This is a genomic window from Photorhabdus sp. S10-54, from assembly GCF_963878145.1.
Taxonomy (GTDB): Bacteria; Pseudomonadota; Gammaproteobacteria; order Enterobacterales; family Enterobacteriaceae; genus Photorhabdus; species Photorhabdus kayaii.
Genome location: NZ_CAWNXG010000037.1, coordinates 24,923 through 50,223, shown reverse-complemented (window position 1 = coordinate 50,223; position 25,301 = coordinate 24,923). Strand labels below are relative to the sequence as shown.

The 25,301-nt window shown below is 43.5% G+C and carries 28 protein-coding genes and 3 pseudogenes; 15 read left to right on the top strand and 16 right to left on the bottom strand.

Translation table 11 applies throughout. The annotated features are described in order from the left end of the window. Window positions 1-112 (top strand): annotated as a pseudogene (locus tag AACQ83_RS17885) (IS982 family transposase); the annotation flags it as partial. Between the two features lie 382 nt (window positions 113-494). Here the strand turns inward: AACQ83_RS17885 and AACQ83_RS17880 are convergent. Continuing rightward, a pseudogene (locus AACQ83_RS17880) lies at window positions 495-789 on the bottom strand (transposase); the annotation flags it as partial. 155 nt (window positions 790-944) lie between these two features. Here AACQ83_RS17880 and AACQ83_RS17875 point away from each other — a divergent pair. Together AACQ83_RS17875 and AACQ83_RS17870 are read left to right on the top strand one after the other, a co-directional pair. Beyond that, on the top strand, window positions 945-1,223 hold the full coding sequence (locus tag AACQ83_RS17875; RefSeq protein ID WP_112878970.1) for a damage-inducible protein J: 279 nt from the start codon (window positions 945-947) through the stop codon (window positions 1,221-1,223). Between the two features lies 1 nt (window position 1,224). Further along, the gene (locus AACQ83_RS17870; protein WP_023043869.1) at window positions 1,225-1,530 is read left to right on the top strand and encodes a type II toxin-antitoxin system RelE/ParE family toxin; all 306 of its coding nucleotides are present in this window, start codon (window positions 1,225-1,227) and stop codon (window positions 1,528-1,530) included. A 663-nt stretch (window positions 1,531-2,193) separates the two neighbouring features. On the opposite strand, the gene AACQ83_RS17865 is transcribed toward AACQ83_RS17870, so the two are convergent. After that, a complete protein-coding gene (locus AACQ83_RS17865) occupies window positions 2,194-2,499 on the bottom strand; it encodes a helix-turn-helix domain-containing protein (RefSeq protein WP_238399218.1) in 306 nt (101 codons plus the stop codon). Then, complete coding sequence (locus AACQ83_RS17860; protein WP_112878969.1) at window positions 2,496-2,846, bottom strand: type II toxin-antitoxin system RelE/ParE family toxin; 351 nt, start codon at window positions 2,844-2,846, stop codon at window positions 2,496-2,498. The genes AACQ83_RS17865 and AACQ83_RS17860 overlap by 4 nt, the downstream gene beginning before the upstream one ends. Window positions 2,847-3,230: 384 nt before the next feature. On the opposite strand from AACQ83_RS17860, the gene AACQ83_RS17855 reads away from it, so the two are divergent. The 7 genes from AACQ83_RS17855 (at window position 3,231) to AACQ83_RS17825 (ending at window position 8,389) form a co-directional block, all read left to right on the top strand. After that, the gene (locus tag AACQ83_RS17855; protein ID WP_112878968.1) at window positions 3,231-3,905 is read left to right on the top strand and encodes a CDP-alcohol phosphatidyltransferase family protein; all 675 of its coding nucleotides are present in this window, start codon (window positions 3,231-3,233) and stop codon (window positions 3,903-3,905) included. Next, a complete protein-coding gene (locus tag AACQ83_RS17850) occupies window positions 3,898-4,539 on the top strand; it encodes a lysophospholipid acyltransferase family protein (protein ID WP_112878967.1) in 642 nt (213 codons plus the stop codon). The genes AACQ83_RS17855 and AACQ83_RS17850 overlap by 8 nt, the downstream gene beginning before the upstream one ends. Next, window positions 4,536-5,480 (top strand): phosphatidate cytidylyltransferase, encoded by a 945-nt coding sequence (locus AACQ83_RS17845; RefSeq protein WP_191214902.1) that lies wholly within the window; start codon window positions 4,536-4,538, stop codon window positions 5,478-5,480. The genes AACQ83_RS17850 and AACQ83_RS17845 overlap by 4 nt, the downstream gene beginning before the upstream one ends. Window positions 5,481-5,555: 75 nt before the next feature. Next, window positions 5,556-5,807, top strand: a complete 252-nt coding sequence (locus AACQ83_RS17840) for a plasmid stabilization protein (RefSeq protein ID WP_112878965.1) — start codon at window positions 5,556-5,558, stop codon at window positions 5,805-5,807. After that, window positions 5,797-6,075: a hypothetical protein gene (locus AACQ83_RS17835; protein ID WP_240000850.1), complete on the top strand. Its 279-nt coding sequence runs from the start codon at window positions 5,797-5,799 to the stop codon at window positions 6,073-6,075. The genes AACQ83_RS17840 and AACQ83_RS17835 overlap by 11 nt, the downstream gene beginning before the upstream one ends. Before the next feature lie 174 nt (window positions 6,076-6,249). Next, the gene (gene pfkA / locus AACQ83_RS17830; protein WP_112878964.1) at window positions 6,250-7,221 is read left to right on the top strand and encodes a 6-phosphofructokinase; all 972 of its coding nucleotides are present in this window, start codon (window positions 6,250-6,252) and stop codon (window positions 7,219-7,221) included. 172 nt (window positions 7,222-7,393) lie between these two features. Continuing rightward, window positions 7,394-8,389, top strand: a complete 996-nt coding sequence (locus AACQ83_RS17825; RefSeq protein WP_112878963.1) for a sulfate ABC transporter substrate-binding protein — start codon at window positions 7,394-7,396, stop codon at window positions 8,387-8,389. Between the two features lie 52 nt (window positions 8,390-8,441). Here AACQ83_RS17825 and tpiA read toward each other — a convergent pair whose 3' ends face one another. Beyond that, on the bottom strand, window positions 8,442-9,209 hold the full coding sequence (gene tpiA / locus AACQ83_RS17820) for a triose-phosphate isomerase (RefSeq protein WP_112878962.1): 768 nt from the start codon (window positions 9,207-9,209) through the stop codon (window positions 8,442-8,444). Between the two features lie 134 nt (window positions 9,210-9,343). Then, window positions 9,344-9,946, bottom strand: a complete 603-nt coding sequence (locus AACQ83_RS17815; RefSeq protein WP_370446074.1) for a YiiQ family protein — start codon at window positions 9,944-9,946, stop codon at window positions 9,344-9,346. A 67-nt stretch (window positions 9,947-10,013) separates the two neighbouring features. Between AACQ83_RS17815 and AACQ83_RS17810 the strand changes: the two genes are divergently transcribed. Further along, window positions 10,014-10,448: a DUF805 domain-containing protein gene (locus AACQ83_RS17810; protein WP_112878960.1), complete on the top strand. Its 435-nt coding sequence runs from the start codon at window positions 10,014-10,016 to the stop codon at window positions 10,446-10,448. Between the two features lie 2 nt (window positions 10,449-10,450). Here AACQ83_RS17810 and fpr read toward each other — a convergent pair whose 3' ends face one another. After that, window positions 10,451-11,197, bottom strand: a complete 747-nt coding sequence (gene fpr / locus AACQ83_RS17805) for a ferredoxin--NADP(+) reductase (protein ID WP_112878959.1) — start codon at window positions 11,195-11,197, stop codon at window positions 10,451-10,453. A 210-nt stretch (window positions 11,198-11,407) separates the two neighbouring features. Here fpr and emrD point away from each other — a divergent pair. Further along, a pseudogene (emrD, locus tag AACQ83_RS17800) lies at window positions 11,408-11,668 on the top strand (multidrug efflux MFS transporter EmrD); the annotation flags it as partial. A 57-nt stretch (window positions 11,669-11,725) separates the two neighbouring features. On the opposite strand, the gene glpK reads toward emrD, so the two are convergent. After that, window positions 11,726-13,249, bottom strand: a complete 1,524-nt coding sequence (gene glpK / locus AACQ83_RS17795) for a glycerol kinase GlpK (protein ID WP_112878958.1) — start codon at window positions 13,247-13,249, stop codon at window positions 11,726-11,728. A gap of 30 nt (window positions 13,250-13,279) precedes the next feature. Then, window positions 13,280-14,110 (bottom strand): MIP/aquaporin family protein, encoded by an 831-nt coding sequence (locus AACQ83_RS17790; RefSeq protein WP_112878957.1) that lies wholly within the window; start codon window positions 14,108-14,110, stop codon window positions 13,280-13,282. A 304-nt stretch (window positions 14,111-14,414) separates the two neighbouring features. Here AACQ83_RS17790 and zapB point away from each other — a divergent pair, with 304 nt between their 5' ends. Next, on the top strand, window positions 14,415-14,657 hold the full coding sequence (gene zapB / locus AACQ83_RS17785) for a septal ring assembly protein ZapB (protein ID WP_011148831.1): 243 nt from the start codon (window positions 14,415-14,417) through the stop codon (window positions 14,655-14,657). A 68-nt stretch (window positions 14,658-14,725) separates the two neighbouring features. Here zapB and rraA read toward each other — a convergent pair whose 3' ends face one another. The 7 genes from rraA to priA all read right to left on the bottom strand — a co-directional run bounded on the left by rraA (window position 14,726) and on the right by priA (window position 22,969). Continuing rightward, entirely contained in the window at window positions 14,726-15,235 is a 510-nt protein-coding gene (gene rraA / locus AACQ83_RS17780; RefSeq protein ID WP_112878956.1) for a ribonuclease E activity regulator RraA, read from the bottom strand. Between the two features lie 149 nt (window positions 15,236-15,384). Next, window positions 15,385-16,302 (bottom strand): 1,4-dihydroxy-2-naphthoate polyprenyltransferase, encoded by a 918-nt coding sequence (locus tag AACQ83_RS17775; protein ID WP_112878955.1) that lies wholly within the window; start codon window positions 16,300-16,302, stop codon window positions 15,385-15,387. Between the two features lie 94 nt (window positions 16,303-16,396). Continuing rightward, window positions 16,397-17,728, bottom strand: coding sequence for an HslU--HslV peptidase ATPase subunit (gene hslU, locus AACQ83_RS17770; RefSeq protein WP_112878954.1), 1,332 nt, complete (start codon window positions 17,726-17,728; stop codon window positions 16,397-16,399). An 11-nt stretch (window positions 17,729-17,739) separates the two neighbouring features. Further along, window positions 17,740-18,270 carry an ATP-dependent protease subunit HslV gene (gene hslV / locus AACQ83_RS17765; RefSeq protein WP_112878953.1) on the bottom strand — a complete coding sequence of 177 codons (531 nt, stop codon included), beginning with the start codon at window positions 18,268-18,270 and terminating at the stop codon, window positions 17,740-17,742. Between the two features lie 248 nt (window positions 18,271-18,518). Beyond that, window positions 18,519-19,346 carry a cell division protein FtsN gene (ftsN, locus tag AACQ83_RS17760; protein ID WP_112878952.1) on the bottom strand — a complete coding sequence of 276 codons (828 nt, stop codon included), beginning with the start codon at window positions 19,344-19,346 and terminating at the stop codon, window positions 18,519-18,521. 69 nt (window positions 19,347-19,415) lie between these two features. Then, window positions 19,416-20,444, bottom strand: a complete 1,029-nt coding sequence (cytR, locus tag AACQ83_RS17755; RefSeq protein WP_112878951.1) for a DNA-binding transcriptional regulator CytR — start codon at window positions 20,442-20,444, stop codon at window positions 19,416-19,418. 326 nt (window positions 20,445-20,770) lie between these two features. Further along, entirely contained in the window at window positions 20,771-22,969 is a 2,199-nt protein-coding gene (gene priA / locus AACQ83_RS17750; protein ID WP_112878950.1) for a primosomal protein N', read from the bottom strand. A gap of 220 nt (window positions 22,970-23,189) precedes the next feature. On the opposite strand from priA, the gene rpmE reads away from it, so the two are divergent. Beyond that, window positions 23,190-23,405 carry a 50S ribosomal protein L31 gene (gene rpmE / locus AACQ83_RS17745; protein WP_112878949.1) on the top strand — a complete coding sequence of 72 codons (216 nt, stop codon included), beginning with the start codon at window positions 23,190-23,192 and terminating at the stop codon, window positions 23,403-23,405. Window positions 23,406-23,534: 129 nt separating this feature from the next. Here rpmE and metJ read toward each other — a convergent pair whose 3' ends face one another. After that, window positions 23,535-23,852 (bottom strand): met regulon transcriptional regulator MetJ, encoded by a 318-nt coding sequence (metJ, locus tag AACQ83_RS17740; RefSeq protein WP_036780112.1) that lies wholly within the window; start codon window positions 23,850-23,852, stop codon window positions 23,535-23,537. A gap of 287 nt (window positions 23,853-24,139) precedes the next feature. Here metJ and metB point away from each other — a divergent pair, with 287 nt between their 5' ends. Further along, entirely contained in the window at window positions 24,140-25,300 is a 1,161-nt protein-coding gene (gene metB / locus AACQ83_RS17735; protein WP_112878948.1) for a cystathionine gamma-synthase, read from the top strand. Window position 25,301: the final 1 nt, after the last annotated feature.

The window sequence follows — 25,301 nt, the reverse complement described above, 5'->3', positions numbered from 1 at the left end:
ACAGGGATTCATGTTGAATGTGTTAGGAGGGCTAATCGCTTATTGTTTCAAAGAGAACAAACCGTCACTGAATATCTCCCGCTCAGAAATGGACATATTAGTGACGGCTTAACCAGAACTCAGGTTAGTTACTAAAAACGAATATTTTTGGTGCTTGAGCACGTTATTTTAGCTATGAACAATTTCAGCCATATTTGACGTGTGAAGATGTTGAAAAGATACAACGTGCAATAATCAAAATCATCGGCACATCAAGTCTTATCGGTAAATCTGAAAGTTGGCTTTTGGATTCTATCAACTAGAGTATGATTATTCCCCATGAGGGCTTTGTTAGAAATTTCTCCCGCAAAGGGCTTATAACCCTTCATACATATATGAGGGGTTTCAAACTGCTGACAAACCTCGTTGAAAATAAAGGGGGTTCTTTCATTATGAATCATAATGTCTCCATTTTCCTCATTAACCCGGTCTAATCCCCCGTTAGGGCGTTATTTTCACTTCTCCTGCAATAAAATGCTTGTTCTCCAGAAATAAAAGCAACAAAGCATTGCGATCAGCAATGTTATCTTCTTGATATTTTGGGCTGTTGCTGCCAAAAAACACTGTATTTGCACTTTCTGCAACCCACGAAAACGGGTATAACGGTGTCCGTGATGTTGCTTCGTATCCGCAAAACTGCGCTCTATCACCTCCTTTCGTCGTTTGTAGATCTTTATTCCCCCATAGGGTTAATCGGTTTTCTCTGGCCTGCTCTTTACTGGCCTCCCAGATATGGCGGGTTATCATTTTTCAGATTATTGGCAAAGTGCCGGATAAAAAACCAACACTTTGTCAATAATCTGATTGTTTTCTTTGAAAACAACATTGTTGTTATAGGTTATTGTGCTAATGTGACAACACAAATGACAACATTCTTTGAGGCAATAGTGAACGAAGGAGGGTGAATGGAGACGATTCATTTTCGTATTGATGAAGAAACCAAGCGTTTAGCCATGCAAGCTGCCAAACGCCATCAGACAGACTTAACAAAGTTAATGAGACAAAAAGCCGAAGAGTTGGCGAATGAAGAACGTGAGTATCAAAAAAATACCCATGCTCACTGGTTAGAAGCGGAAATTGAGAAAGCAATTGACCGATGTGAAAATGGCTTGGCTCATTTCATCGATGATTCTGAAAGTCATCATCGGATGGCTCTACTGCGTAATAAGCTGAGCAGGGGATAAAGTGATACGTATTTCATGGGAAGAAACCGCCCAAACTGACCGGGAGCAAATTTATTTCTATTTCTTTGAACAGGCTGGGCTGTTATTGGCTGATAAAGTTGATACAAAATTTTCGGAAATGGCTGAACTTCTGAAAGTTAGCCCATATGCAGGCATAAAGGCTCGTAACAGCCCAGATAAACGTTATAGAAAACTCGTTGTCCCTCATTTTCCTTTCATCATGCTCTACCGTTACGATGAGGATATAGAAAATATAAAAATTCTCAGAATATTGCACACCTCCAGAAGAATAACCGGGCTTTTTTAAGTAAAAAACTTTGAGGTGAATCTCAAAAATATTCCAGCCAGATAACTGGGAGCATTTCTTTGTCTGACAGTAAACTGAGTTATAAAAAAGCCCCTCGGCATGCGAAGGGCTTTTTTTGTATATCGATGTGGTCACGGTGTGGATATTTTTGTTTTTAAATCCTTTTATTACAATGTGTTATGTTTGGAAAACAAACACCATCCCTGTCTTTTCCCCCGCCTTTTGGCGGGATTTTTTTATCTGGCTAAGATTAATTCACTTTAAAATCAATCAGATAAAATTTTTGTGAGCAACTGTAAGTAGCGTGGAAATTTTTAAGTGTGGACACTTTTGAGTGCTACGGTTGCTTGTTACTGCTAAATTTCCATGCCGCCATTCAGTGGGTTTAACGTGATTGCAAATAGTCGGGTGCTAGATGAGCATACGCCATACAGGGGCCGTAACCCAAAATCTCAAAAAATTTTGCAGACAATGGTTGTTTAACTAATTGCCATTTGAAGAGATTTGGCAATAGCTTTTTGCAATGGATAAGCCACTGATCTATACGGTCAGAAAAATGGGATAGCACCAAACGAACGTTCAGTGCCTTATATACTAGAATAATATCCTGCCCGTTATAAAAAAAACTTAACTGAGCAGCATTACCTATGTTGAGGCGGCTTTTTACGATGCAATAGTAAGTTTGATTTCCTTTACTCCGCAAACGCTAGCATATTTTAAAATTCTCTCAATGCTTGCCCTATCTGCGTTTTTTTCAAGCCTTGAAATTGTTGGAGGCTTAACTCCCATTCTTTCCGCTACCTGTGCACTTGTTAACCCCGCCTGTTCTCTCCATGATCTCATTTCCTCTTGCAATTGAATATGTAGGTCTAAAGCCTGTTTTGTTTCTTCAAATGCCTTGATAAATGCAGGGTTTCCCTCTCTTTTCTTGGCTTCCAATTTTTCGCGGAAAGTCATTATTTTACTCATTTTAGATCCCCTCTTTCATGCATTTTAATCATGTCTTTTTTTCTATTTATAGCTGTTTGTTTGTCTCTTACATCTGTTTTTTGTGACTTTTTAATAAAGAAACTAAGCATGTAAATAGTGTTTTGTTCTTCCCCGTAGCACCATGTAGCTCGTGTTATGTTGTCTACGTCACTTGTCCTTAATTCGAAAATTTTGTTTCTTTTTTCAAGTAGCTTGCAGTGTGGTTCTCGTAAATCATGCTGTTTATCAGATAATGTATCTATTAACGCATAAAACTTACCTTGTAGTTCTTCTGATAATCCATCTACTTCAGAGTTTGCGGATGGATGGAAAAAAATTTCTATCATGGTTAATCTCCCATTCCACAGTAAATATTAGCCTGTAGAGTAATATAGAGCAAAAGGTAATTTTGTATTTAATGTAACTTAAAGGTAGCTGTAAGATCGGGAGATTAATGTACTTGTAGTAGTGATAGTTAATTTTTATTAAGATTTTTTATGATGTTCTGAATTGATAAGCCCCAATTGAACTGCACCCAAAAAGTTGAATATTTCTTTAAATAAATCCTTTTATTACATAGTATTGCGTTGTAAAAATGAACGCTATCTTCGTTTTCCCTCTTCCCACCGGCAGGTTTTTTTATTGTTGTTATTCTAACCAATCCTGTTTATCTTATTTCATTTAACTTAAGTAGATTTGATTGTTCATTTGTGCTCAAAAAGGGAAAAGGTATGTCTGGTAACGAGGTAAAAGATCGGCGTCCGATCAAGACACGCAATGCAGTGTGGGCCAGTAAGATGGCTAAATGGTTGCAATGTAAAGGGGCGACACCAAATGGCATATCTGTTGCCAGCGTTGTTTTTGCTGTATTAGCTGGCGTGTGTTTTGCCGTGTGTTTTTTAGTCGAGTCTTTTTGGTTGACTTCAGTTTTATTGATTATTGGTGCCTTGCTTATTCAAGGCCGACTAATGTGTAATTTATTGGATGGCATGGTTGCTGTTGAAGGGGGATTGAAGACGGCTGCCGGTACTGTTTTTAATGATCTTCCTGATCGTATTGCTGATTCTTTTATTCTGATTGGGGTGGGGTATGGTTTAACACTTTTTCCATTTGCGGTTTCTCTTGGCTGTATTACTGCATTATTAGCTGTTTTGACCGCTTATATTCGCTTATTAGGTGGGACTTGCGGTTTACCTCAGCGTTTCCTCGGTCCGATGGCGAAACAGCATCGGATGGCGTTAATTACTGTTAGTTCAATTGTTGCCGCTTTTTTACCTCAGTTATGGAGCCAGTATCTTTTATTGGCGGTATTAGTCGTTATCACGTTGGGTTGTCTCTGGACATGTGTTCGGCGAACCAGAGTCATATTGAATGAATTACAAGAGAAGGATGCTTGTAATGAATAAACCACAAGCAGGGACACTGGTAAGTAAAGGTATGGGTTCGTTTCTGTCTGGGCTTTGCCGTTTGTTAACAGGAGTGAGAATTCGTTGGATTGGGTGTAAGCCATCGGTAGTTTCCCGAATTTATTATGCTAATCATAGCAGTCATCTGGATGGATTAGTTATCTGGGCTGGATTTCCTCGGGTGTTACGTTCACGGGTGCATCCAGTTGCTGCGCGTGATTATTGGAGTAAAACTTATCTGCGCAGATATTTTATTAATAAAGTTTTTCGGGCTGTGCTTATTGATCGTAAAGGAGAGGATTGTTTAAAGGGAAATACCCTGACACCCATGGAGGATGTATTAAAACGAGGGGAATCTTTAATTTTGTTCCCGGAGGGAACGCGAGGGAGTGGGGAACAAATCAATAAGTTTAAAGGGGGGCTATATTATTTAGCGAAGAAATATCCTGATATTGAGCTTATTCCAGTTTATCTGGAAAATTTAAACAGGGTTTTGCCAAAAGGCTCGGCACTTGTTGTTCCTGTTATTTGCTCGGCAACATTTGGGCAACCTTTGGAAAAGTTAGGTGCAAAAGAGGAAAAAGCTGACTTTTTGCAGAGAGCTCGTCAGGCATTGGAGGCGTTAATATTATGACTATGCTTAATAATAAACTACTCCTGTTGTTGGGTGGTATGTTCGTGCCGTTAATTATTGCCAGTATTGTTGGTGCAATACTTTCCTCCAAATATTCAAGGGATAACAGTAATGCGACAATCGATAATCTGAATGCCCGTATCCGTGGCTGGTGGGGGATGTGTATTATTTGTGTGTTGTCGGTGATTATTGGGCCAATCGGTTCAGTGTTATTATTTGCGAGTATGTCATTTTTCGCTTTACGGGAATTTTTCACTTTGACACCAACACGACGAAGTGACCATGAGGCCATGTTCTGGTGTTTCTTTATTTTTATGCCATTGCAATACGTTGCCGTTGGTATTGAGTGGTATGGCGTATTTTCTATTTTCATTCCTGTTTATGTTTTCCTGTTTTTACCTGCTCGTATTGCATTGGCTGGAGATACAACGAACTTTCTGGAACGGACAGCCAAAATACAGTGGGGTATGTTAGTTGCTGTATTTTGTATTAGCCATGCCCCCGCTTTATTGATGTTAGATATTCCAGGTTATGAAGGGGAGAATGTCGAGTTATTGTTGTTTTTAATGATTGTGGTGCAGATGTCAGATGTCTTGCAATATGTGTTTGGTAAATTATTTGGCAAACATCCTATTGTGCCTAAATTGAGTCCAAATAAAACAGTTGAAGGTTTTGTTGGTGGCATTTTGGTTTCAGTGTTATTAGGAATGTCACTTTATTGGGTGACGCCATTTTCTCCGTGGGAGGCAGGTTTGATGTCATTAGCGATTACGCTGATGGGCTTTATTGGTGGCTTGTGTATGTCGGCGATAAAACGTGATAGTGGCATTAAAGATTTCGGTGAAATGATTGAAGGTCATGGTGGCATGTTAGATAGGATCGATTCGTTATGTTTTGCCGCCCCAGTCTTTTTCCATCTGACACGTTATTTTTATACATAAAGATTAAATAAAAGATCATTTAAAGGTGCTCTTAAATGATCTAGTGTTGAATTATATAATTGCATGAGGTGGTGTATGGCATATCAAATCTTAACAAACACAGCGGCGAGTATTACCGATCTGAAACGTAACCCTATGGGAACATATTTACAGGGAGAAGGTGAGGCTACCGTAATCCTAAACCGAAATGAACCAGTGTTTTATTGTGTGCCGCCTGAATTATTCGCTTACTATCAGGAATTGGCTGAGGATGCTGCATTGAACAAAGTTGCCGATAATCGTTTAAAAGATGCTGAATTTGTTAGTGTGAGCCTTGATGACCTATAGTCTGAAATTTGAAAAGCGAGCTTTAAAGGAGTGGAAGAAGTTAGGTTATCCAGAGGTGAACGACAATGAGATTATCTTGCTCGTCATTGCTATTGGTAAACGGGCCGGAGATTTGGTTTATAAATTGTCGCTCAAGACAGTTGCCCAGTGCGAGCGGGGATATAAGGATAGGATTTCTCGGAGGTTGGTTGATGACCTTAAGAGCTATAGGAGCATAATTAAATGGCTTTTTAGCCAACTTGATCTCAAAAAAGGGACTTATTGTTAATGCAGACTTGGTTTTTTACCGTATTATATGAAAAGTTGAATCAATTCAGCTTGATTGTTTCAGTACGCTGGGTGGTAGCAGGTTAAAAAGGCAGATTTCTCAGGCAAAGTGATCGCATACGGAGTCCGCCGTTAGCGGGTTTGCAATTATTACATCTACAAGTCAGAGGTCGTCATGAGCAATGAGATCAAAAGAATCGGTGTCTTAACGAGTGGCGGTGATGCGCCGGGTATGAATGCAGCTATTCGTGGTGTGGTCCGTGCGGGATTAGCCGAAGGGTTGGAAGTTTTCGGTATTTATGATGGCTATCTTGGCTTGTATGAAAACCGCATGAAGAAACTTGACCGTTTTAGTGTATCCGACATGATTAACCGTGGTGGTACTTTTCTAGGTTCAGCTCGTTTCCCAGAGTTCAGGGATGAGAAGGTTCGTACTGTCGCTATTGAGAACATGAGAAAAAACGGTCTTGATGCTCTGGTTGTTATCGGCGGTGACGGTTCCTATCTTGGCGCGAAAAAACTGACAGAAGCGGGTTTCCCCTGCATTGGTCTGCCGGGCACGATTGATAATGATGTGGCGGGTACCGACTATACCATCGGCTATTTCACGGCGCTGGAAACGGTGGTTGAAGCGATTGACCGTCTGCGTGATACCTCGACTTCCCACAAACGTATTTCCATTGTTGAAGTCATGGGACGTTATTGTGGTGATCTCACTTTGTCAGCCGCTATTGCAGGTGGTTGTGAGTTTATTGTTCTACCGGAAGTCTCATTTAGTTGTGATGAGCTCGTAGCTGAAATTAAAGCGGGTATCGATAAAGGTAAACGCCACGCCATCGTTGCAATTACCGAACATGTTTGTGATGTTTATGAACTTGCGAGACATATCGAAAAAGAGACGCATCATGAAACCCGTGCCACAGTCTTAGGCCATGTTCAGCGTGGTGGTTCCCCGGTTGCCTATGATCGTATTCTGGCTTCCCGTATGGGGGCATATTCCATTCAATTACTGTTGGAAGGTTATGGTGGTCGTTGTGTTGGTATTCAGAACGAGAAACTTGTTCATCATGACATCATTGATGCAGTGCAAAATATGAAACGTGTGTTTAAACAGGATTGGTTGGAAACCGCGAAAAAGTTGTATTGATCACGTTAATCCCGGCAAATCTAAATCCGTTGCAGCCTCGTTGGAGGCTGTAATGTCTCCTTAGTATATTCCTATCGCATATAAATAAATGCTTTTAATTATTTCTGAGTGATAACGCTTTCTGTCAGCCTTGAATTTCATAACAGTTAAAACAGCTTGTGGAGAGATTCAAATGAAAGTCAGATGGCGTGTGGCATTGGCGTTACTATTGATTACCAGTAGCAGCGTATGGGCAAAAGATCTTCAGCTTCTTAATGTTTCCTATGATCCAACCCGCGAGTTATATCAGCAATATAATCAGGCTTTTAGTAATTATTGGCAGCAGAAGACTGGGGATAAAGTGATAATCCGGCAATCTCATGGTGGTTCGGGTAAACAGGCAACTTCTGTTATCAATGGCCTTGAGGCGGATGTGGTGACACTGGCTTTGGCCTATGATGTGGATGCCATTGCGGAACGTGGCCGGATAGCGAAAGCATGGATTAAGCGTTTGCCAGAGAATTCTGCCCCCTATACTTCAACCATTGTTTTTTTAGTGCGGAAAGGTAATCCAAAGCAAATTAAAGACTGGTCAGATTTAGTTCGTCCAGGAGTATCTGTTGTGACACCTAATCCAAAAACATCGGGCGGTGCACGCTGGAATTATTTGGCTGCATGGGGTTATGGGTTGATTCATAACAATCAGGAACAGGACAAAGCGAAAGCGTTTGTTAAAGCCCTTTACCGGAATGTTGAAGTGCTCGATTCTGGCGCAAGAGGAGCGACCAGTACTTTTGTCGAGCGTGGAATCGGTGATGTATTAATTGCCTGGGAGAATGAGGCATTATTAGCGATTAATGCGCTTGATAAAGATAAATTCGAAATTGTGACACCTAGTCTTTCAATTCTGGCTGAGCCGACGGTTTCTGTTGTTGATAAGGTTGTTGATAAACGTCATAGCCGTGAGTTAGCAACAGAATATCTGCAATACCTTTACTCGCCAGTTGGGCAGGAGATAGCGGCTAAAAACTATTATCGACCACGTGATAAAGCGGTTGCTGATAAGTACCGCTCCTCTTTTCCTGCGTTGGAATTATTTACTGTCGATAAGATATTCGGCGGTTGGGGTGAAGCTCAAAAAGTGCATTTTGCGACTGGCGGTGTGTTTGATGAGATTATTCAGCGATAGAAATGAGTAACCGCCGTAGGTGTACGGCGGTCAGTTATCGTTGAAATATGAATTAGGCTTTTTTCGCAGTGGCTGCGGCTTTTACGATAACAGCGAAAGCATTAGCTTTTAGAGATGCACCGCCAACTAATGCACCGTCAATGTCTGGCTGAGCGAATAGTTCAGCGGCATTATCTGCGTTTACAGAGCCGCCGTACTGGATAATGACCTGTTTTGCGATTGCTGCATCTCTCTGCGCAATATGATCACGAATGAATTTGTGCACAGCCTGAGCTTGTGCTGGTGTTGCTGATTTGCCTGTACCAATCGCCCAAACAGGTTCGTAAGCAATGACCGCATCTTGAAATGCTTCTGCGCCCAATGTGTTCAGAACCGCATCAATTTGCCTTGCACATACGCTTTCAGTTTGGCCGGCTTCATTTTCCTGTTCAGTTTCGCCGATGCACAAAACAGGGATTAGACCTTGTTGTTTAAGAATGGAAAATTTTTTCGCAATGAATTCATCACTTTCTTGGTGGTAAGTACGGCGTTCAGAGTGGCCGATAATAATGTATTCTGCGCCAATGTCTTTCAACATTGTGGCGGAAGTTTCACCGGTAAATGCACCAGACAGGTTAACGTCAACGTCCTGTGCACCTAGAGCAATGCGGCTGCCAGCCAGTGCTTGTTTAGCCTGAGAGAGATAAAGCGCTGGTGGCGCGATAGCGACGTCACAGCCGGTAACACTGCTTAATTCTTGACGCAGGCCAGTGATGAGTTCGTTAACCATATGGGTGCTGCCATTCAATTTCCAGTTACCCATAACTAATGGATGTCGCATGTTTTTTCCTCCAACCAGAGAATGTTTAAGTAGTGAGTTGAATGAAATTCATTCTTAAGATCGATTCGGTAGATCGGCGCTCCACAGTATAGTGATCATTGCCAACAATAGCTTTTTTTTATTGCTAAATTTGATTAGTTATCGGGTTCAAATAACCATAGCTTAATCGGTTCAATAGCGAAAGTAAGCGTTTTTTCACTACTATTTACCACAATATAGCGAATAGCGCCGATGTTGTGGCTGTAAAATGGCGATTTTTTGCTGTTTATGAGTAAGTTATCAATATTCTCTTTGCTTTGTTCCTGTGAAAGCGTTGGGTTAAAGTGGCGCATTAGGGCGGTCATGTACTGCTCTGCCAACATTTGGTTTTGCTGAGTTTCAGCGGTATTTTCTGATGGTAGTAATGTCAGTTGCAGGCTTTTGATTTTTTCGCTTCCTCGCTCAAGTACGGCGGAAGAATAGAGTTTTTCATTGATTTTGCTGGCAGCTCGTGTCAGTGGAGGATAAATGTTTTTACTTATGATTACCCGATACTCGCGTAGTGGCAATGTCGGGTTGCGGCGATTATATTTTTCGCGAAATCGCGGGATAGTTTCATCGAAAGAGGGGGCATTCGGCAGAAGATAGGTCGCTTGTACTGTGGGTTCTGTGGTTGTAGATTTATCAGCATTGGCTACCAATGGCAAACCGACGCTGTTTGCCGCTAATATTATGGCTAGAAATTTATTAACGTCCATTTTCATGTTGCCGCTCGCTTAGGTTAAACTGCGCAGAGAAACAGAATACACGATTGGAAAAGAATAGATGACATTACAACAATGGGGTTTTTCATTCAAAGGACGAATTGGGCGTTGTGAATTCTGGATTGGCATTGGTGTTTGCTTGGCTTTGATGTTTGTTATCTTGACTATTCAGGGAATGAATTCTTTGACCATGCACTATGCTGTTTTTGCACTTGTCTTGGTGATGTATCCCGTAGCGGCAATGATGGTTAAGCGTCTGCATGATCGAAATAAGCGAGGAGGCTGGTCGCTGCTTTTATTACTGGCAGGGCTGTTGATTGCTGTTGACTGGGGTGGCATGGCACCGTTCTGGCAATGGGGGATTGGCCGTTTTATCCCCACATTGATCATTGTAATGATGGTGCTTGATTGCGGTGTATTCCGTGGTACGGATGGGCCAAACCGGTTTGGTGAGGCGACAGAGAAAGTGGATTTTATTTCTGTCAAAGATGATTGAAATTACCAATATTGCTCACTGGTGATATGCCCCGGTTTGCGGCGTAAGTGTTTTATCATTCCGCGCTGCTCTTTTAGTAGTTGCTGGGTATCTTTCACCATCTGAGGGTTACCGCATAACATAATATGGCTGTTGTCACTGCTCATCGTAAGTCCGACAGCGGACTCAAGTTCGCCGTTCTCGATCAATGGCGGGATACGGCCAGTCAATGAGCCGGGGTTTTGTTCACGACTGACGATAGTCTGAATTCGTAACTTGCCATTGAGACGTTCAACTAATTGCTGCATTAAGGGCAGATAGCTTAAATCTTGTGTTAGTCTGACCGCATGCACCAATACGATGTTCTTGAATCTATCCAGATGATCGCCTTGCTGGAGGATTGACAGATAAGGGCCAATGGCAGTCCCTGTTGAAAGCATCCATAATGTTTCACAATCAGGTATTTCATCAAGAATAAAAAAGCCTGCGGCTTGTTCTGTTACTAAGAGATCATCACCCGGTTGCAGAGCTGCTAACCGTGGGCTGAGTTTGCCTTCTGGAACCGTCACTAAGTAGAATTCAAGATTATTATCTATCGGGGCATTAACATAAGAGTAGGCCCGTTGCACCCGTTCATCATCTATTTCCATCGCCAGTTTTGCAAACTGACCCGCAGTAAATTCTTCAACCGGTGCATGTATCCTGATGCTGAATAAGGTATTCGTCCAGTGAATAACTTGTGTAACTTTTCCTGTAACCCAGTTTGCCATTGGAACTTATCTCCTATCCCGAAAGAAATCTCCGAACAGTTTGTTTTTACGTCGCTATTTTAGTCCTATAGAGATAAATACCATTATCGATTCTGTGTCATAGAAAAATTAACTATTATTTTATTAATGCTGGGTTTATATGTGCATATTTGTTGCCATATGTGGCGTAATTGACTGCAATTTTTTCTGAAAATAAAATTGCGCACTGCTTTTTTCTTTGGTGCAGGAATGTTGTTTCCACTAGCAATAACAGGGGTAATGGAGCCATTTCCTTATCTGGCCGGTGCAGCGGGAGCGCTGGTCGGTGGTTTGCAGAATGTTGGCTCTGGCTTAGTAACCTGGTTATCTGCAATGCTGCCGCAAAATAATCAATTCAGTGTAGGCATGCTGATATTCTTTACGTCAGTTTTGATCTTGCTTTGTTGGTTACCATTGGCACATAGGATGCAACGCCAGGGACATGTCGTTTAATCATATAGTAAAGAAAGGGTGGTAATTTCACCCTTTCTTTATATTAATTAGAATGCTTTAGCCTTTATCTTCCCAATCCTGCGCACGGGCAACTGCTTTTTTCCAGCCATTGTATTTGTAATTACGTTCAGTGGTTTCAATGCTTGGACGGAATTCTTTTTCAATGGTGGCTTTACTTTTCACTTCATCCAGGTCTTTCCAGTAGCCAACTGCCAATCCTGCGAGGAATGCTGCACCCAATGCAGTGCTTTCACGTACCACAGGGCGTTCTACACGGGTGCCAAGAATATCTGATTGGAATTGCATCAGGAAGTTATTGGCAACGGCTCCACCATCTACCCGTAGTGCTTGCAGCCGGGTGCCTGCATCAGCTTGCATAGCGTCCAGTACATCACGGGTCTGATAGGCGATAGATTCCAGCGTCGCACGAATGATGTGATTACTGTTGGTGCCGCGGGTTAGGCCGAAAATTGACCCTCGGGCATAGGGATCCCAATAGGGGGCACCAAGGCCGGTAAAAGCAGGGACCACATACACGCCGTTACTATTTTTAACTTTAGTGGCAAAATATTCGGAGTCAGCCGCATCTGCAATAAGTTTCAGTTCATCACGCAACCACTGAATAGAGGCACCACCAACGAAAACCGCACCTTCAAGTGCATAGTTCACTTCGCCGCGAGGACCACAGGCAATGGTTGTCAGTAGGCCGTGATTGGAGCGTACGGCATCTGTACCCGTGTTCATCAGTAGGAAACAGCCTGTCCCGTAGGTGTTTTTCGCCATACCCGGTTGGACACAAAGTTGACCATATAGAGCAGCTTGCTGATCACCTGCGATACCTGAGATAGGGATCCGGGTGCCGCCTTTACCGCCGATGTTGGTCTGACCATAAATCTCAGAAGATGAATGAACGCTAGGCAGTAGGGATCGCGGGATTTGTAACTCATCAAGAATATGCTGATCCCACTCCAGATTGTGAATATTGAACAGCATTGTTCGGGAGGCGTTTGTGAAATCGGTAACGTGGACACGGCCTTGAGTCATTTTCCATACCAGCCAAGTATCCACAGTACCGAATAGGAGCTCACCCTTTTCAGCTCGTTCACGGGCGCCTGCGACGTTATCTAAGATCCATTTTACTTTGGTGCCGGAGAAATAAGGGTCTACTACCAGCCCTGTATTCTGGCGAATATATTCTTCTAATCCCTCTTTTTGTTTGAGTTTAGTACACGCGTCTGCGGTACGGCGACATTGCCAAACGATGGCATTGTAAATAGGTTTACCGGTTTCTTTTTCCCAAATAATCGTTGTTTCACGTTGGTTGGTAATCCCAATACCGGCAATCTGATCAGAACTAATATCCGCTTTCGCCAATACTTCTACTAAAGTTGAGCTTTGGGTTGCCCAGATTTCCATTGGATCGTGTTCTACCCAACCCGGTTTAGGATAAATTTGCGTAAACTCTCTTTGGGAAATTGAGATAATATTGGCGTCGTGATCAAGAATTATTGCTCGGGAACTGGTGGTTCCCTGATCAAGAGCGACAATATACTTTTTCTCAATCATATTTTCTGTTGTCATGATAATAACCTGTTCTGGTAATGCTCTACTTTAGGCTTTCTTATTCTTCTGGTCTTCAGTCTTATGAACATCAGATGGTAAATTGCGACCAATAAGTTTGCGGTAGCCAAATGCTCCCACAATACCGCCGATAATAGGGGCGGTCAGAGTAACCAGACAGTAAGGGATTTCACGCCCACCCGTCAGGGCAATATCTCCCCAACCAGCCAGATAAGCAACTAATTTGGGGCCAAAGTCACGGGCCGGGTTCAGCGCGAAACCGGTTAATGGGCCAAATGCACCGCCGATAACGGCAATCACAATACCAATCAGTAACGGGGCCAGAGGACCGCGGGGAATACCGTTGCCGTCGTCAGTCAGCGACAGAATCAAACAGAGCAGAATGGCGGCAATGATAACTTCTATCATAAAAGCCTGAGAAATGGACAGTGGCGCCATTGGGTAAGTAGAGAATACACCTGCTGTAAACAGGCTTTCAGGCGTCCCACGAATGATATTGTGTACCTGTTCGTAATCAAGGAATACGCTGTAGTACATCATGTAAATGAGAACGGCAGCGATGAAGCCACCAATCATTTGGGCAATAATGAAAGGGATAACCTTTTTGCCATCAAAACGGGCAAACAACCATAAGGCAATCGTCACTGCTGGGTTAAGGTGAGCACCGGAAACACCTGCGGTGAGATAAACAGCCAACGCAACGCTCATACCCCAAATAATACTGATTTCCCATAAGCCTAATTGCGCGCCGGCAATACGTGCAGCGGCAACACAGCCTACTCCAAGGAAAACCAATAGTGCGGTACCAAGAAACTCAGAGATACATTGTCCGGTTAATGTCGTGCTAGTGGTTTGGCTCATATGTTCTATCCTACAAAGAAGATTTTAGAGGCGTAATTATTATTGTCACCTTTCAGAAATTGAAAAGGAGATTATGTAAATTTATCGTTAATGAGCGGAAACGAGAAATAGCGAAATTAAAATGTGTGTGTTGTGTCAACAAAATGAGCGAATCCGCATTTATCCGCTATTTTGCTAAAAATTAAAGTGTGAGACATTTTGAGCTTTTTATTTGGTAGTTATTTTTCATGTGTTGGGGATGTTGCTAGACAGGGGAGCTTTGGCTACATACAATCAGACAATTGCTTATAAGGGGGAACCGAGAATGTCATTTGAAGTGTTTGAAAAGCTGGAAGCCAAGGTTCAGCAGGCGATTGATACTATTACCCTGCTACAAATGGAAATTGAAGAATTAAAAGAAAAAAATCGATCTTTGTCTCAGGAGATCCAGAATGCAACCAGCGGCCGTGAGTCTCTGGCTCATGAAAATGAGCAATTAAAACAAGAGCAACAAGTATGGCAAGAACGTTTGCGTGCCTTGTTAGGCAAAATGGAAGATGTTCAGTAATTAAAATTTCCAACAGACAAGAGAAGGGCGATCTGAAAAATCGCCCTTAGTTTTATCATACGTTATCATCAGATGATCTCATCTTCTTCGTTATCATCAAGTCCCAGTGGTTCTTCAGACAAAATGATACCGGTGTTATCGGCATACAAATAATCGCCAGAGAAGAAGGTGACACCACCAAAATTCACCCGGATATCGCTTGCGCCGGTCCCTTCATCACGACAGCCAGCAGGAATAGCGGCTATAGCTTGAATGCCGAGGTCGAACTCTGCTAACTGGTCAACCTGACGTACAGCACCGTAAACAACAATGCCCTCCCATCCATTTTGCACAGCGAGTTGTGCCAACTCAGCGTTAATTAATGCTTGGCGTACAGAACCACCACCATCTACCAGTAAAATGCGTCCATGACCGTTGTCTTCAAGCAGGTCGTACAGTAACCCGTTGTCTTCAAAGCATTTAACCGTGATGATTTGACCACCAAATGAAGTACGCCCGCCAAAATTGGAGAACATAGGCTCTACCACATTTACTTCTTCTTGATAGATGTCACAAAGCTCGGAAGTATCATATTTCATAGGATTTACGTCTGGTTAAGGTATGGAACAGTAAGTATATCCCTTTCAGGCCGATGTTAGCAAAATCATCAATTATTAAATTGATATTGTTAACAGGTATCCAGAATGATTAAGTTACAACACCTTCGGAAAAACAGCGCAAATATTGTCTAATTAAAAATAAGACCAACTGAAAATAGAATATTAGTCAATAATGCCGCCTTAACCATCTGTCCCAACATTGGTCGCATTCCCTCCGGTGTGGGTTCATTAAGTACATACCACATATGTTTGAACAACCAAGGCAGAGCGAGCAGGAACAACCAGCTTGACCAGCCAGACGGGTTTTGTATGGTGAATAATACCAAGCAGAGTATTGCTGTGATTATTAAACATCCATGATAATGACGGGCTTTTTTAGGGCCGAGACGGACGGCCAGGGTGTTTTTGCCATGCCGTTTGTCATCTTCAATATCACGCAAGTTATTGATATTTAAAACAGCAGCAGAGAGAAGACCACAGGCTGTCGCCGGGAGTATGACAACCGAGTCAAAAAAACCTGCTTGAAGATAATAAGTACCGGCAACACTTAACCAGCCAAAGAAAATCAGTACTGAAATATCGCCAAGTCCCATATAGCCATAAGGCTTTGTACCGACTGTATAGGTAATTGCGGCAATAATTGCTAGCAAGCCAAGTGCTAAAAAACCGAATATATCGCTAGGTTCTTCACAGGCAACGGCAATCAAGGCGCTACCAGACAGACAAGTTAGCAGGACAATAATCTTCAGCGCTTTTTTCATCTGTGAGATGGTAATAATGCCTTTTTGCATACCCCGTAGTGGCCCGATACGCTTTTCAGTATCACTGCCTTTGATAACATCACCGTAATCATTGGCGAGATTGGACAGAATTTGCAGTATGGCAGCTGTTAATAGCGCTAGTAAGGCGACTGGTAGCTTGAAATGCCCTGTCCAAGCAGCAAGGGCTGAGCCAGTAATAATGGCGGCAAGGGCGAGTGGTAGCGTTTTAGGGCGCAAACTTTCCAGCCATGCTTGAGTTTGACTGATGGAAGTTGATGAGTTCATTTCTGAGTTCACTTACTCCTGTAAATTTATAATGAATCATGGGAGGCTTGCCTCCCATGATTCATTATAGCGGATCAGAAATCGTATATACCGATTATAGGATAAAGCGGCTCAGATCTTCATCTGCAACCAATTCATCTAGATGTTTTTTAACATAGTCGGCATCAATATCAACTGACTGGCCACGGCGTTCGCTGGCTTCGAAGGAGATATCTTCTATCAGCCGCTCAAGCACAGTATGTAGGCGACGGGCCCCGATATTTTCGGTCGATTCATTTACCTGCCATGCGGATTCTGCAATTTTGCTAATGCCATCATCCGTGAAACTGATGATCATACCTTCCGTTTCCATCAGTGCTTTGTACTGCTCCGTCAGGGATGCACTCGGTTCAGTCAGAATACGCTCAAAATCTTTTGTAGTTAGTGCCTGTAACTCCACTCGGATCGGCAGGCGCCCTTGTAATTCAGGGATAAGATCGGAAGGACTGGCAACCTGGAATGCACCTGAGGCGATAAACAGGATGTGGTCTGTTTTTACCATGCCGTGTTTAGTGGATACTGTACAACCTTCCACCAATGGCAACAGGTCACGCTGAACACCTTCACGGGAAACATCAGGGCCTGAGGTCTGACCTCGTTTGCAGATTTTGTCGATTTCATCAATGAAGACAATACCGTGTTGTTCAACGGAATCAATAGCCTGTTGTTTCAATTCTTCCGGGTTAACTAGTTTAGAGGCTTCTTCTTCGATCAGTAGCTTGAAAGCATCCTTGATTTTTAGCTTACGAGATTTGTGTTTCTGACCGGCAAGGTTCTGGAACATAGATTGCAACTGATTTGTCATCTCTTCCATACCCGGAGGCGCCATGATCTCGACGCCCACAGGTGTGGTAGCAACATCAATCTCGATTTCTTTATCATCAAGTTGACCTTCACGTAGTTTCTTACGGAATGCCTGGCGTGCGGCTGATGGCTCGACTTGCGTCTCCGTTTGTCCCCAGTTATTTTTGGCTGGTGGGATCAGGGCATCCAGAATACGCTCTTCTGCCAATTCTTCTGCCCGATAACGGTTTTTTTCGATGGATTGCAGGCGGACCATTTTAACCGCGGCATCGGTCAGATCACGGATGATAGAGTCGACTTCTTTACCAACATAGCCAACTTCGGTGAATTTTGTCGCTTCGACTTTGATAAACGGCGCATTTGCCAGTTTTGCCAGGCGACGGGCGATTTCGGTTTTACCTACCCCAGTCGGACCAATCATCAGGATATTTTTAGGTGTTACTTCGTAGCGCAGCGTTTCATCTAGCTGCATACGACGCCAGCGGTTACGGAGTGCGATAGCTACAGCGCGTTTCGCTTTGTCCTGACCAATAATGTGTTTGTCAAGTTCGCTGACAATTTCGCGTGGAGTCATTTCAGACATACTATCTACCCTTACGCTTTTGAAGGAAGTTCTTCGAAGTTGTGATTATGGTTGGTATAAATGCAGATATCACCGGCAATGGTTAACGCTTTCTCTGCAATTTGTCTGGCGCTGAGATCGGTATTATCCAGCATTGCTCGTGCAGCAGATTGGGCGTATGGGCCACCGGAACCAATGGCAATTAGGTCATTTTCTGGCTGAATGACATCGCCGTTACCTGTAATGATCAGGGAGGTATTTTCATCTGCGACTGCCAGCAGAGCTTCCAGTTTGCGTAGCATGCGATCAGTGCGCCAGTCTTTAGCAAGCTCAACCGCTGCTTTGGTCAGATGCCCTTGGTGCATTTCAAGTTTACGTTCAAACAGTTCAAACAGAGTAAAAGCGTCTGCTGTACCGCCGGCAAAACCCGCGATTACTTTGTCATTATAGAGGCGGCGAACTTTACGGACATTGCCTTTCATGACGGTATTACCCATCGTTGCCTGTCCATCACCACCGATTACGACTTGGCCATTACGGCGAACACTTACGATTGTAGTCACGAGTAAGCCCTTGGTTACAAAAATAGATAAATGTGACGCACGGTACTTTCGACAGTGTATATACCCGTTATCTTTCAAGTTGCCTCTTTGTTGGCTGCACTCGCTCACCCCGGTCACATAGTTAGCTATGCTCCCGGGGATTCGCTCCCTTGCCGTCTCGATGCATCTTGAAATCCATAGGGTATACGGCTATCGAAAATACCGTGTGCACGGTGTTGGCAGTATAGATGGGGGAGAATTATCATTTTTCAACCCCCAGTAACACGGAGAATGCAACCTGATACGCCAGCGCCTTTCAGACGTTCCCGCATTTTTTCTGCGGTGTTTTTACTGTAGGGACCAAGAACAACACGATGCCAGCCGTCTCCCGTTGTGATCTGGCTTTCAATACCCGCAAATGCCAGATTGGCACGTACTGATTCAGCTTGGTCCATATTGCGGAATGAACCACATTGTAAAATCATACGCTGGGCCTTTTCTACGGGCTTAGGTTTACTGGTTTCAGCCGGTGGTAGAGTTTGTGGCTGAACTGGCTGAGTCTGCATTGGTTGTTGTGGTAACGTTTGTCGAGGCTGTAGTTGTGGTCTTGTTTCCAGCAGCTGTTGTGTTTCCGCTGATGGCTTGATGATCACTTGTGAACGCGGCACTTGAACGCCATTGTATGGCACTTCTGGCAGCGAAGTCGCCGGTTGGCGCATATCCGCTTGCATTTGTTCAAGTAACTGCCGTTGCTCTGCGGTCAGCTGAGTTTGTGAATTGATTTGCCCCCCGGATGAGGGATCACGTGGTGTCTCGATGCCAACGGGGCGATTTTCCAATTCTTTGATATAGCGCCAACGTTCTTCTGGTTTTGGTGGTAATCCATTGTTTTGCTTAGAATGTTTTGGCAGTATTTCTGGTTCGCTTTTCTGTTTATTGTGGGTAATAAAGTAAAGGCCACCAATAAAGATAACGACTAAGGCTACCGCGATGGCCAGCGTTGCTTTTGGCAGCCCCTGGGCTTGGTGTTTTTTCTTATCGGTATTTTTACGGCGGGTATTTGAACGCCCGCGACTCACATAATCTCGTTGTGCCACTGTCTAATTCGCTGAGTAATTTAAGTAAAAGAAAATAAACGATATGTTACTTAACCTGCGGTTATTTGCCTAGCTTTTAGGCGAACAGGTGCTTTGCCGAATAATTAATTCCGATTCCAGTAACTGAGAACCGCCTGAAGTTGTGTGACCCTGGATTTGATCTAGCAACAGTAACATTGCCTTGTGGCCAATTTGATAACTGGGTTGTCCAACGGTTGTCAACGGCGGATCGCTGTACATGGCGAGACTTAAGTTATCAAACCCAATGATTGATAAATCTTCCGGTATTTTTAAGCCCATTCTTTTAGCCTGCCACATCACGCCAATCGCCATAACATCGCTGTGGCAGAAGATGGCTGTAGGGGGATCCAGCAGAGAGAGCAACTGTTCAGTCAGCTTTGCGCCGCTTTCATGGGTAAAGTGACCTTGGACAATATAATCTTCACGAATTGTCCCACCAGAGCGACGCAATGCTTGGATATATCCCTGAAGGCGATAGCGGCAAATCGGTATATTTTCCGGACCGGAGAGGCAGGCAATGCGTTTATGTCCCAATGTTTGTAGATAATGAGTCGCATTGAATGCGGCGGTCAGGTTATCAATATGAATAGTCGGCAGTTCTAGCTCTGGTGCAAATTCGTTTGCCATTACCATTGGTGGTAGGTTTTTTTGTTCTTCTTTGCTGGCATCAAACGGGATATTCGAACCCAGTAGCAACAGACCATCAATTTGTTTGGTGACAATCAGGTTGAGAAACGCGTGTTCCTGTTTTTGCTGATGTTGGCAATCACCGATTAAAACCAGATAGCCATGTTGTTCCGCTGTCTCTTCAATGCCGCAAATCACGTCAGTGAAAAAGGGATCGCTGATATTTGGCACTATCACTAAAATAGTTTTTGACTCACCGCGTTTAAGATTACGGGATAAATTATTTGGGTAATAGCCCACAGCCAGTACAGCTTGTTCCACTTTTTGTCGGGTCTGGGAAGAAACCTTTTCTGGATTCATGAGTGTTCTCGATACTGTTGCGGTAGAAACGCCAGCCACTTCAGCGACATCTTTCATTGTTGCGGAGGTGCCATTCTTTTTCTGCTCCAAAACTCACTCCTCATTTCCTGACTGATTAGTTAAATGATTGTCATTTTCTGGTTGCCGGGAAACCGTCAGTGACTTTAAGGAAAGTAACGACATGCGGTTTAAGGTTATGACAATGTTATTAAGGGATCATTCTAAACAGTTTGGCAAATTCATTTATTCCTTAGTTTGTAAAAAAGTGTGATATAAATCATTTATTCGATATGGCTCGCAAATTAGTGAGTAATTTTTCATTGGTTACGGATTGTTGGGTGTGATTTTTTAAATAGTAAATAAGAGTATGTTTAATCTGCTCAGGTTATGTGTTTTAAAATAGAGGCGATTAATTACTAACTGTCAGTTGGATCAACATCGATATTCCATTTCACTTTTCGGGTTTGCGGTAAAGCTGTTATCTGTGGATAAACCAGTGCCATGATTTTTTGTAAAACAGTTCTGGATGGATGTTGAATTAATAGTTGCCAACGATAACGACCACTTCTTTTTGACTGTAATGCAGGAACCGGGCCCATGATCCATAAGTTATCATCCCGCAAAGGGTGGTGTTCAAAAAGCAGGCGTAGTTGTTGTAAAAAAGCAGGTGCTTGCTGATTATCGTGATCTTCTGACCGTAAGATAATATGGCTGGTAAATGGTGGTAAAAACACACTTTTGCGTTCATCCATAGCTTGAATAGCGAAAGCATCGTAGCCTTTATTGAGCAAAATTTGCAGTAATGGATGGTCAGGATGATGAGTCTGAAGAACCACTTCTCCTCGTTTACCAGCCCGACCAGCCCGACCAGAAACCTGTGTATAAAGTTGTGCGAAACGTTCTGCTGCCCGAAAATCTGCTGAAAATAAGGCACCATCAACATCGAGTAACGCGACCAGTGTGACATCAGGAAAATGGTGACCTTTTGCCAGCATTTGGGTGCCAATCAGTATACGGGCATTTCCGGCGTGAATGTCAGCCAGTTGTTGTTCCAGTGTTCCTTTGCGGCTAGTGGTATCCCTGTCAATGCGGGTAACAGGTACGTTAGGGAATAGGGCTGAAATACCGTCTTCAAGCTGTTCTGTGCCAAGGCCAACAGGTTGAAGATGAGTAGAACCGCATTGCGGGCACTGACGGGGAACGGGGCGCTGGCTGTCACAATGATGGCAACGTAACTGACGATGGTATTGATGCAGCGTGTAATAATGGTCACAGCGTTGGCATTCTGCAATCCAGCCACATTCATGGCAGAGTAGGGCAGGTGAGTAACCGCGGCGGTTAAGGAAAAGTATGACCTGATTATTGGCTTGTAGGTGTTCTTCAATACGCTTTATTAGTGGTTGAGATAACCCGATTTTGAGTGGTAAGCCTTTTAAGTCCAACAGATGCTGAGTCGCTGGCTGAGCATAACCTGCCCGTTTGGACAATGTTAGCGGGCGGTATTTGCCTTGTTGCACGTTGTAAAGTGTTTCCAGTGCTGGGGTCGCAGAGCCCATGATTACCGGGATATTCTCTTTTTTTGCTCTGAATACCGCTAAATCACGGGCATGGTAACGCCAGCCCTCCTGTTGCTTATAAGAGCTGTCATGTTCTTCATCAATAATGATGATGCCAAGGCAGGCGAAAGGGGTAAATAGGGCTGAGCGTGTACCGATGACAATGGCGTTTTCACCTTGTCGCGCTCGTAGCCATACAGCAAGACGTTCACTGTCATTCAGGGCTGAATGAAGAACATCAACCGGTGCGTTGAAACGTTCACGGAAGCGACGGATGGTCTGTGGTGTCAGGCCAATTTCCGGTACAAGTATCAGCGCTTGTTTACCTTGCTCCAGAATATTTTCCAACACACTGAGATAAACTTCTGTTTTACCTGATCCGGTGATGCCCGCCAGTAACCAGGGAGAGAATTGCTGGTCTTCTGCACGGATAGCACCAACTGCTGTGGCTTGTTCGGTATTCAATTTCAGGCGTTCGCCGGTGATTTGGAAGTGATTTCGCCAGTTCTCAGATTCAGGTTGCACAGGGTATAAATCGATAAGTGACTTCTTTTTGAGCGATTGGAAAGCGCTTTCGCTCAGTTCCAGTTCTGTAATCTGATGGCGATATATTGCTTTACGGCGTAGGGTTGCCAGTACTTGCTGCTGTTTTGGCGAGCGTTTCAGTTGTGCTAGCGGTAATTCAGCGCCTGTTGGCGTGACTTGCCATTGCCATAGTGGAGTTGATTCTGCGGGTTTTCCCTGACGAAGCAGCACCGGCAATGCATGGAACAGGACTTCACCGATGGGGTAATGGTAATAACTGGATGCCCAGAGCAATAATTGCCAAAGGTTTTCTGGAAATAAGGAGTGAGTATCGAGAATAGATTCTATGGTTTTCAGTTGTTCTGCTGGAATATCACTGTTGTCAACTATCCCGGTAACGATACCAATCGCTTTACGTTTGCCAAAAGGGACTGTTACCCGCATTCCTGCAACGGGTAATTGACTCTCTGCGGGTAGCAGATAGTCAAAAGAGCGGGTAAGAGGGACAGGCAGAGCAACCTGAACAACAACCATAAAATTATTCCGTAAAATCAATGGGTAAGTTAAAATGTAATCAAAAATTGATTATAGAGTACCATAGGTGTTGAGTGGATTTCATTGCGAGATAGGCAGATATTCTGTATGATCCGCCACCTTTGGTACGGAAGATACCAAACTCATTTTATCAACACGACGTGTGGTGTCTGGCGGCAACAGGGCTGGATAGCGACACGGCCTTAACAGAGGTTATCCCATGAAAAAAGGTATTCATCCTAAATATGAAGAAATTACTGCAACCTGCTCTTGCGGTAATGTAATACAAGTTAGATCTACCGCTGGTCACGCTCTGAACCTGGACGTATGCGGCCAATGCCACCCATTCTATACGGGTAAACAACGTGATGTTGCTACTGGTGGTCGTGTTGATCGCTTTAAGAAACGTTTCAATGTTCCAGGTGTCAGCAAATAATTGCAGAATTGAGCCTGTCCATGATGACAGGCCGACTGGTACTAACGCCCGGTGTTTTGCATCGGGCGTTTTGCATTTTAGCCAAAATAAAAAATCCCTGAATTTTTACAGGAGTTTTTTTCGCTACTATCAATATTCCCAGGTATCAGGATCAATACCTAATTCCCGCATGATTTTTTTGGCTGCCTCTGGGATTTCATCATTACGCTCTTTACGTAAATCAGCATCATCGGGTAGCGGCTGTCCAGTAAATGCATGCAGGAATGCTTCACACAGCAATTCACTATTAGTTGCATGACGCAGGTTATTGACCTGGCGACGAGTGCGTTCATCAGTGAGGATTCTCAACACTTTCAAAGGAATCGAGACTGTGATTTTCTTCACTTGTTCGCTTTTTTTGCCATGTTCAGCATAAGGGCTGACATATTCACCGTTCCACTCAGCCATGGGGTACCTTAAATAGTCGTAAAATCATAAAATTAAGCCAGATAACAGCACCAGCTTTCGTTGTGACATATTGCCATTTTATCGTGATTTCCTTATCAATTATACAGTTATAGTATATGCGATAAACTAATGGCTACTGATAAATAAAGCAGCATTAGTTATGATGAATAATTATCCCATTGTCTAATCTAACCGTAAAGAGGTTTAGATGTCTAGATGTATTGACGTCTACTGTGGTAGCGGATATTCTTCCCTGACTTAATTTATGACAGATAGTGGTAGCTGATATGACACGCAAGCCGGCAACAATAGCAGTTCGCAATGGGCTGAATAATGATGAACAGTATGGTTGTGTTGTTCCGCCTATATATCTTTCCAGCACATATAATTTTACTGATTTTAATCAGCCAAGGACACATGATTATTCCCGCAGGAGTAATCCGGGCCGCGATATGGTGCAACAGGCATTAGCTGAGCTGGAGGGGGGAGCGGGTGCTATCATGACCAGCAGTGGAATGTCAGCTATTCACCTGTTATGCACGGTTTTCCTTCAGCCTGGCGATCTGTTGGTTGCGCCTCATGACTGTTATGGTGGCAGTTACCGTTTATTTGACAGCCAGACTAAACGCGGTGCTTATGAAGTGGCTTTTGTCGATCAGAGTGATGAACAGGCATTAAAGCAAGTCTTGTCCAAAAAACCAAAGTTGGTATTGATTGAAACGCCCAGTAATCCTTTATTGCGTATTGTCGATATTGCTCATATATGCCAGCTTTCCCATGAGGTAGGTGCGACAGTCATTGTTGATAACACTTTCCTGAGCCCTGTACTACAGAAGCCTTTGGAGTTGGGGGCAGATCTGGTTGTGCATTCCTGTACTAAATATCTTAATGGACATTCTGATGTGATTGCCGGAGCCATTATTGCAAAGGATGAAGAGGTTGCAACGGAACTCGCTTGGTGGGCGAATAATATTGGTGTGACCGGTGCGGCGTTTGATAGCTACCTGCTGTTGCGCGGCATGCGCACTTTATCGCCACGGGTCTTGCTACAGCAAAAGAATGCATTGGAGATCGTCAATTATCTTCAACAGCAACTGTTAGTGAAAAAACTTTTTTATCCTGCTTTGAAAGATCATCCTGGGCATGAAATTGCTTGTAAGCAACAATTTGGTTTTGGCGCAATGATAAGCTTTGAGTTAGATGGTAGTGAACAGGCGATACGCCGTTTTCTGTCTGAGTTAAAGTTATTTACTTTGGCGGAATCACTGGGCGGTGTGGAAACCTTAATTTCTCATACGGCTACCATGACTCACGCTGGCATGTCAGCACAGGCAAGGGCGGAAGCGGGGATTACGGATTCACTATTGCGTGTTTCTGTGGGTATTGAAGATAGTCAGGATTTAATCGCTGATTTGGAAAATGCATTTCAGGCAGTAGTAAAGGAGTGAC

Coding starts and splice junctions, on each gene's coding strand:
- AACQ83_RS17875 (WP_112878970.1), top strand. CDS start 945: ATGGAGACGATTCATTTTCGTATTGATGAAGAAACCAAGCGTTTAGCC.
- AACQ83_RS17865 (WP_238399218.1), bottom strand. CDS start 2,499: ATGAGTAAAATAATGACTTTCCGCGAAAAATTGGAAGCCAAGAAAAGA.
- AACQ83_RS17860 (WP_112878969.1), bottom strand. CDS start 2,846: ATGATAGAAATTTTTTTCCATCCATCCGCAAACTCTGAAGTAGATGGA.
- AACQ83_RS17855 (WP_112878968.1), top strand. CDS start 3,231: ATGTCTGGTAACGAGGTAAAAGATCGGCGTCCGATCAAGACACGCAAT.
- AACQ83_RS17850 (WP_112878967.1), top strand. CDS start 3,898: ATGAATAAACCACAAGCAGGGACACTGGTAAGTAAAGGTATGGGTTCG.
- AACQ83_RS17845 (WP_191214902.1), top strand. CDS start 4,536: ATGACTATGCTTAATAATAAACTACTCCTGTTGTTGGGTGGTATGTTC.
- AACQ83_RS17840 (WP_112878965.1), top strand. CDS start 5,556: ATGGCATATCAAATCTTAACAAACACAGCGGCGAGTATTACCGATCTG.
- AACQ83_RS17835 (WP_240000850.1), top strand. CDS start 5,797: ATGACCTATAGTCTGAAATTTGAAAAGCGAGCTTTAAAGGAGTGGAAG.
- pfkA (WP_112878964.1), top strand. CDS start 6,250: ATGAGCAATGAGATCAAAAGAATCGGTGTCTTAACGAGTGGCGGTGAT.
- AACQ83_RS17825 (WP_112878963.1), top strand. CDS start 7,394: ATGAAAGTCAGATGGCGTGTGGCATTGGCGTTACTATTGATTACCAGT.
- tpiA (WP_112878962.1), bottom strand. CDS start 9,209: ATGCGACATCCATTAGTTATGGGTAACTGGAAATTGAATGGCAGCACC.
- AACQ83_RS17815 (WP_370446074.1), bottom strand. CDS start 9,946: ATGGACGTTAATAAATTTCTAGCCATAATATTAGCGGCAAACAGCGTC.
- AACQ83_RS17810 (WP_112878960.1), top strand. CDS start 10,014: ATGACATTACAACAATGGGGTTTTTCATTCAAAGGACGAATTGGGCGT.
- fpr (WP_112878959.1), bottom strand. CDS start 11,197: ATGGCAAACTGGGTTACAGGAAAAGTTACACAAGTTATTCACTGGACG.
- glpK (WP_112878958.1), bottom strand. CDS start 13,249: ATGACAACAGAAAATATGATTGAGAAAAAGTATATTGTCGCTCTTGAT.
- AACQ83_RS17790 (WP_112878957.1), bottom strand. CDS start 14,110: ATGAGCCAAACCACTAGCACGACATTAACCGGACAATGTATCTCTGAG.
- zapB (WP_011148831.1), top strand. CDS start 14,415: ATGTCATTTGAAGTGTTTGAAAAGCTGGAAGCCAAGGTTCAGCAGGCG.
- rraA (WP_112878956.1), bottom strand. CDS start 15,235: ATGAAATATGATACTTCCGAGCTTTGTGACATCTATCAAGAAGAAGTA.
- AACQ83_RS17775 (WP_112878955.1), bottom strand. CDS start 16,302: ATGAACTCATCAACTTCCATCAGTCAAACTCAAGCATGGCTGGAAAGT.
- hslU (WP_112878954.1), bottom strand. CDS start 17,728: ATGTCTGAAATGACTCCACGCGAAATTGTCAGCGAACTTGACAAACAC.
- priA (WP_112878950.1), bottom strand. CDS start 22,969: ATGGTTGTTGTTCAGGTTGCTCTGCCTGTCCCTCTTACCCGCTCTTTT.
- rpmE (WP_112878949.1), top strand. CDS start 23,190: ATGAAAAAAGGTATTCATCCTAAATATGAAGAAATTACTGCAACCTGC.
- metJ (WP_036780112.1), bottom strand. CDS start 23,852: ATGGCTGAGTGGAACGGTGAATATGTCAGCCCTTATGCTGAACATGGC.
- metB (WP_112878948.1), top strand. CDS start 24,140: ATGACACGCAAGCCGGCAACAATAGCAGTTCGCAATGGGCTGAATAAT.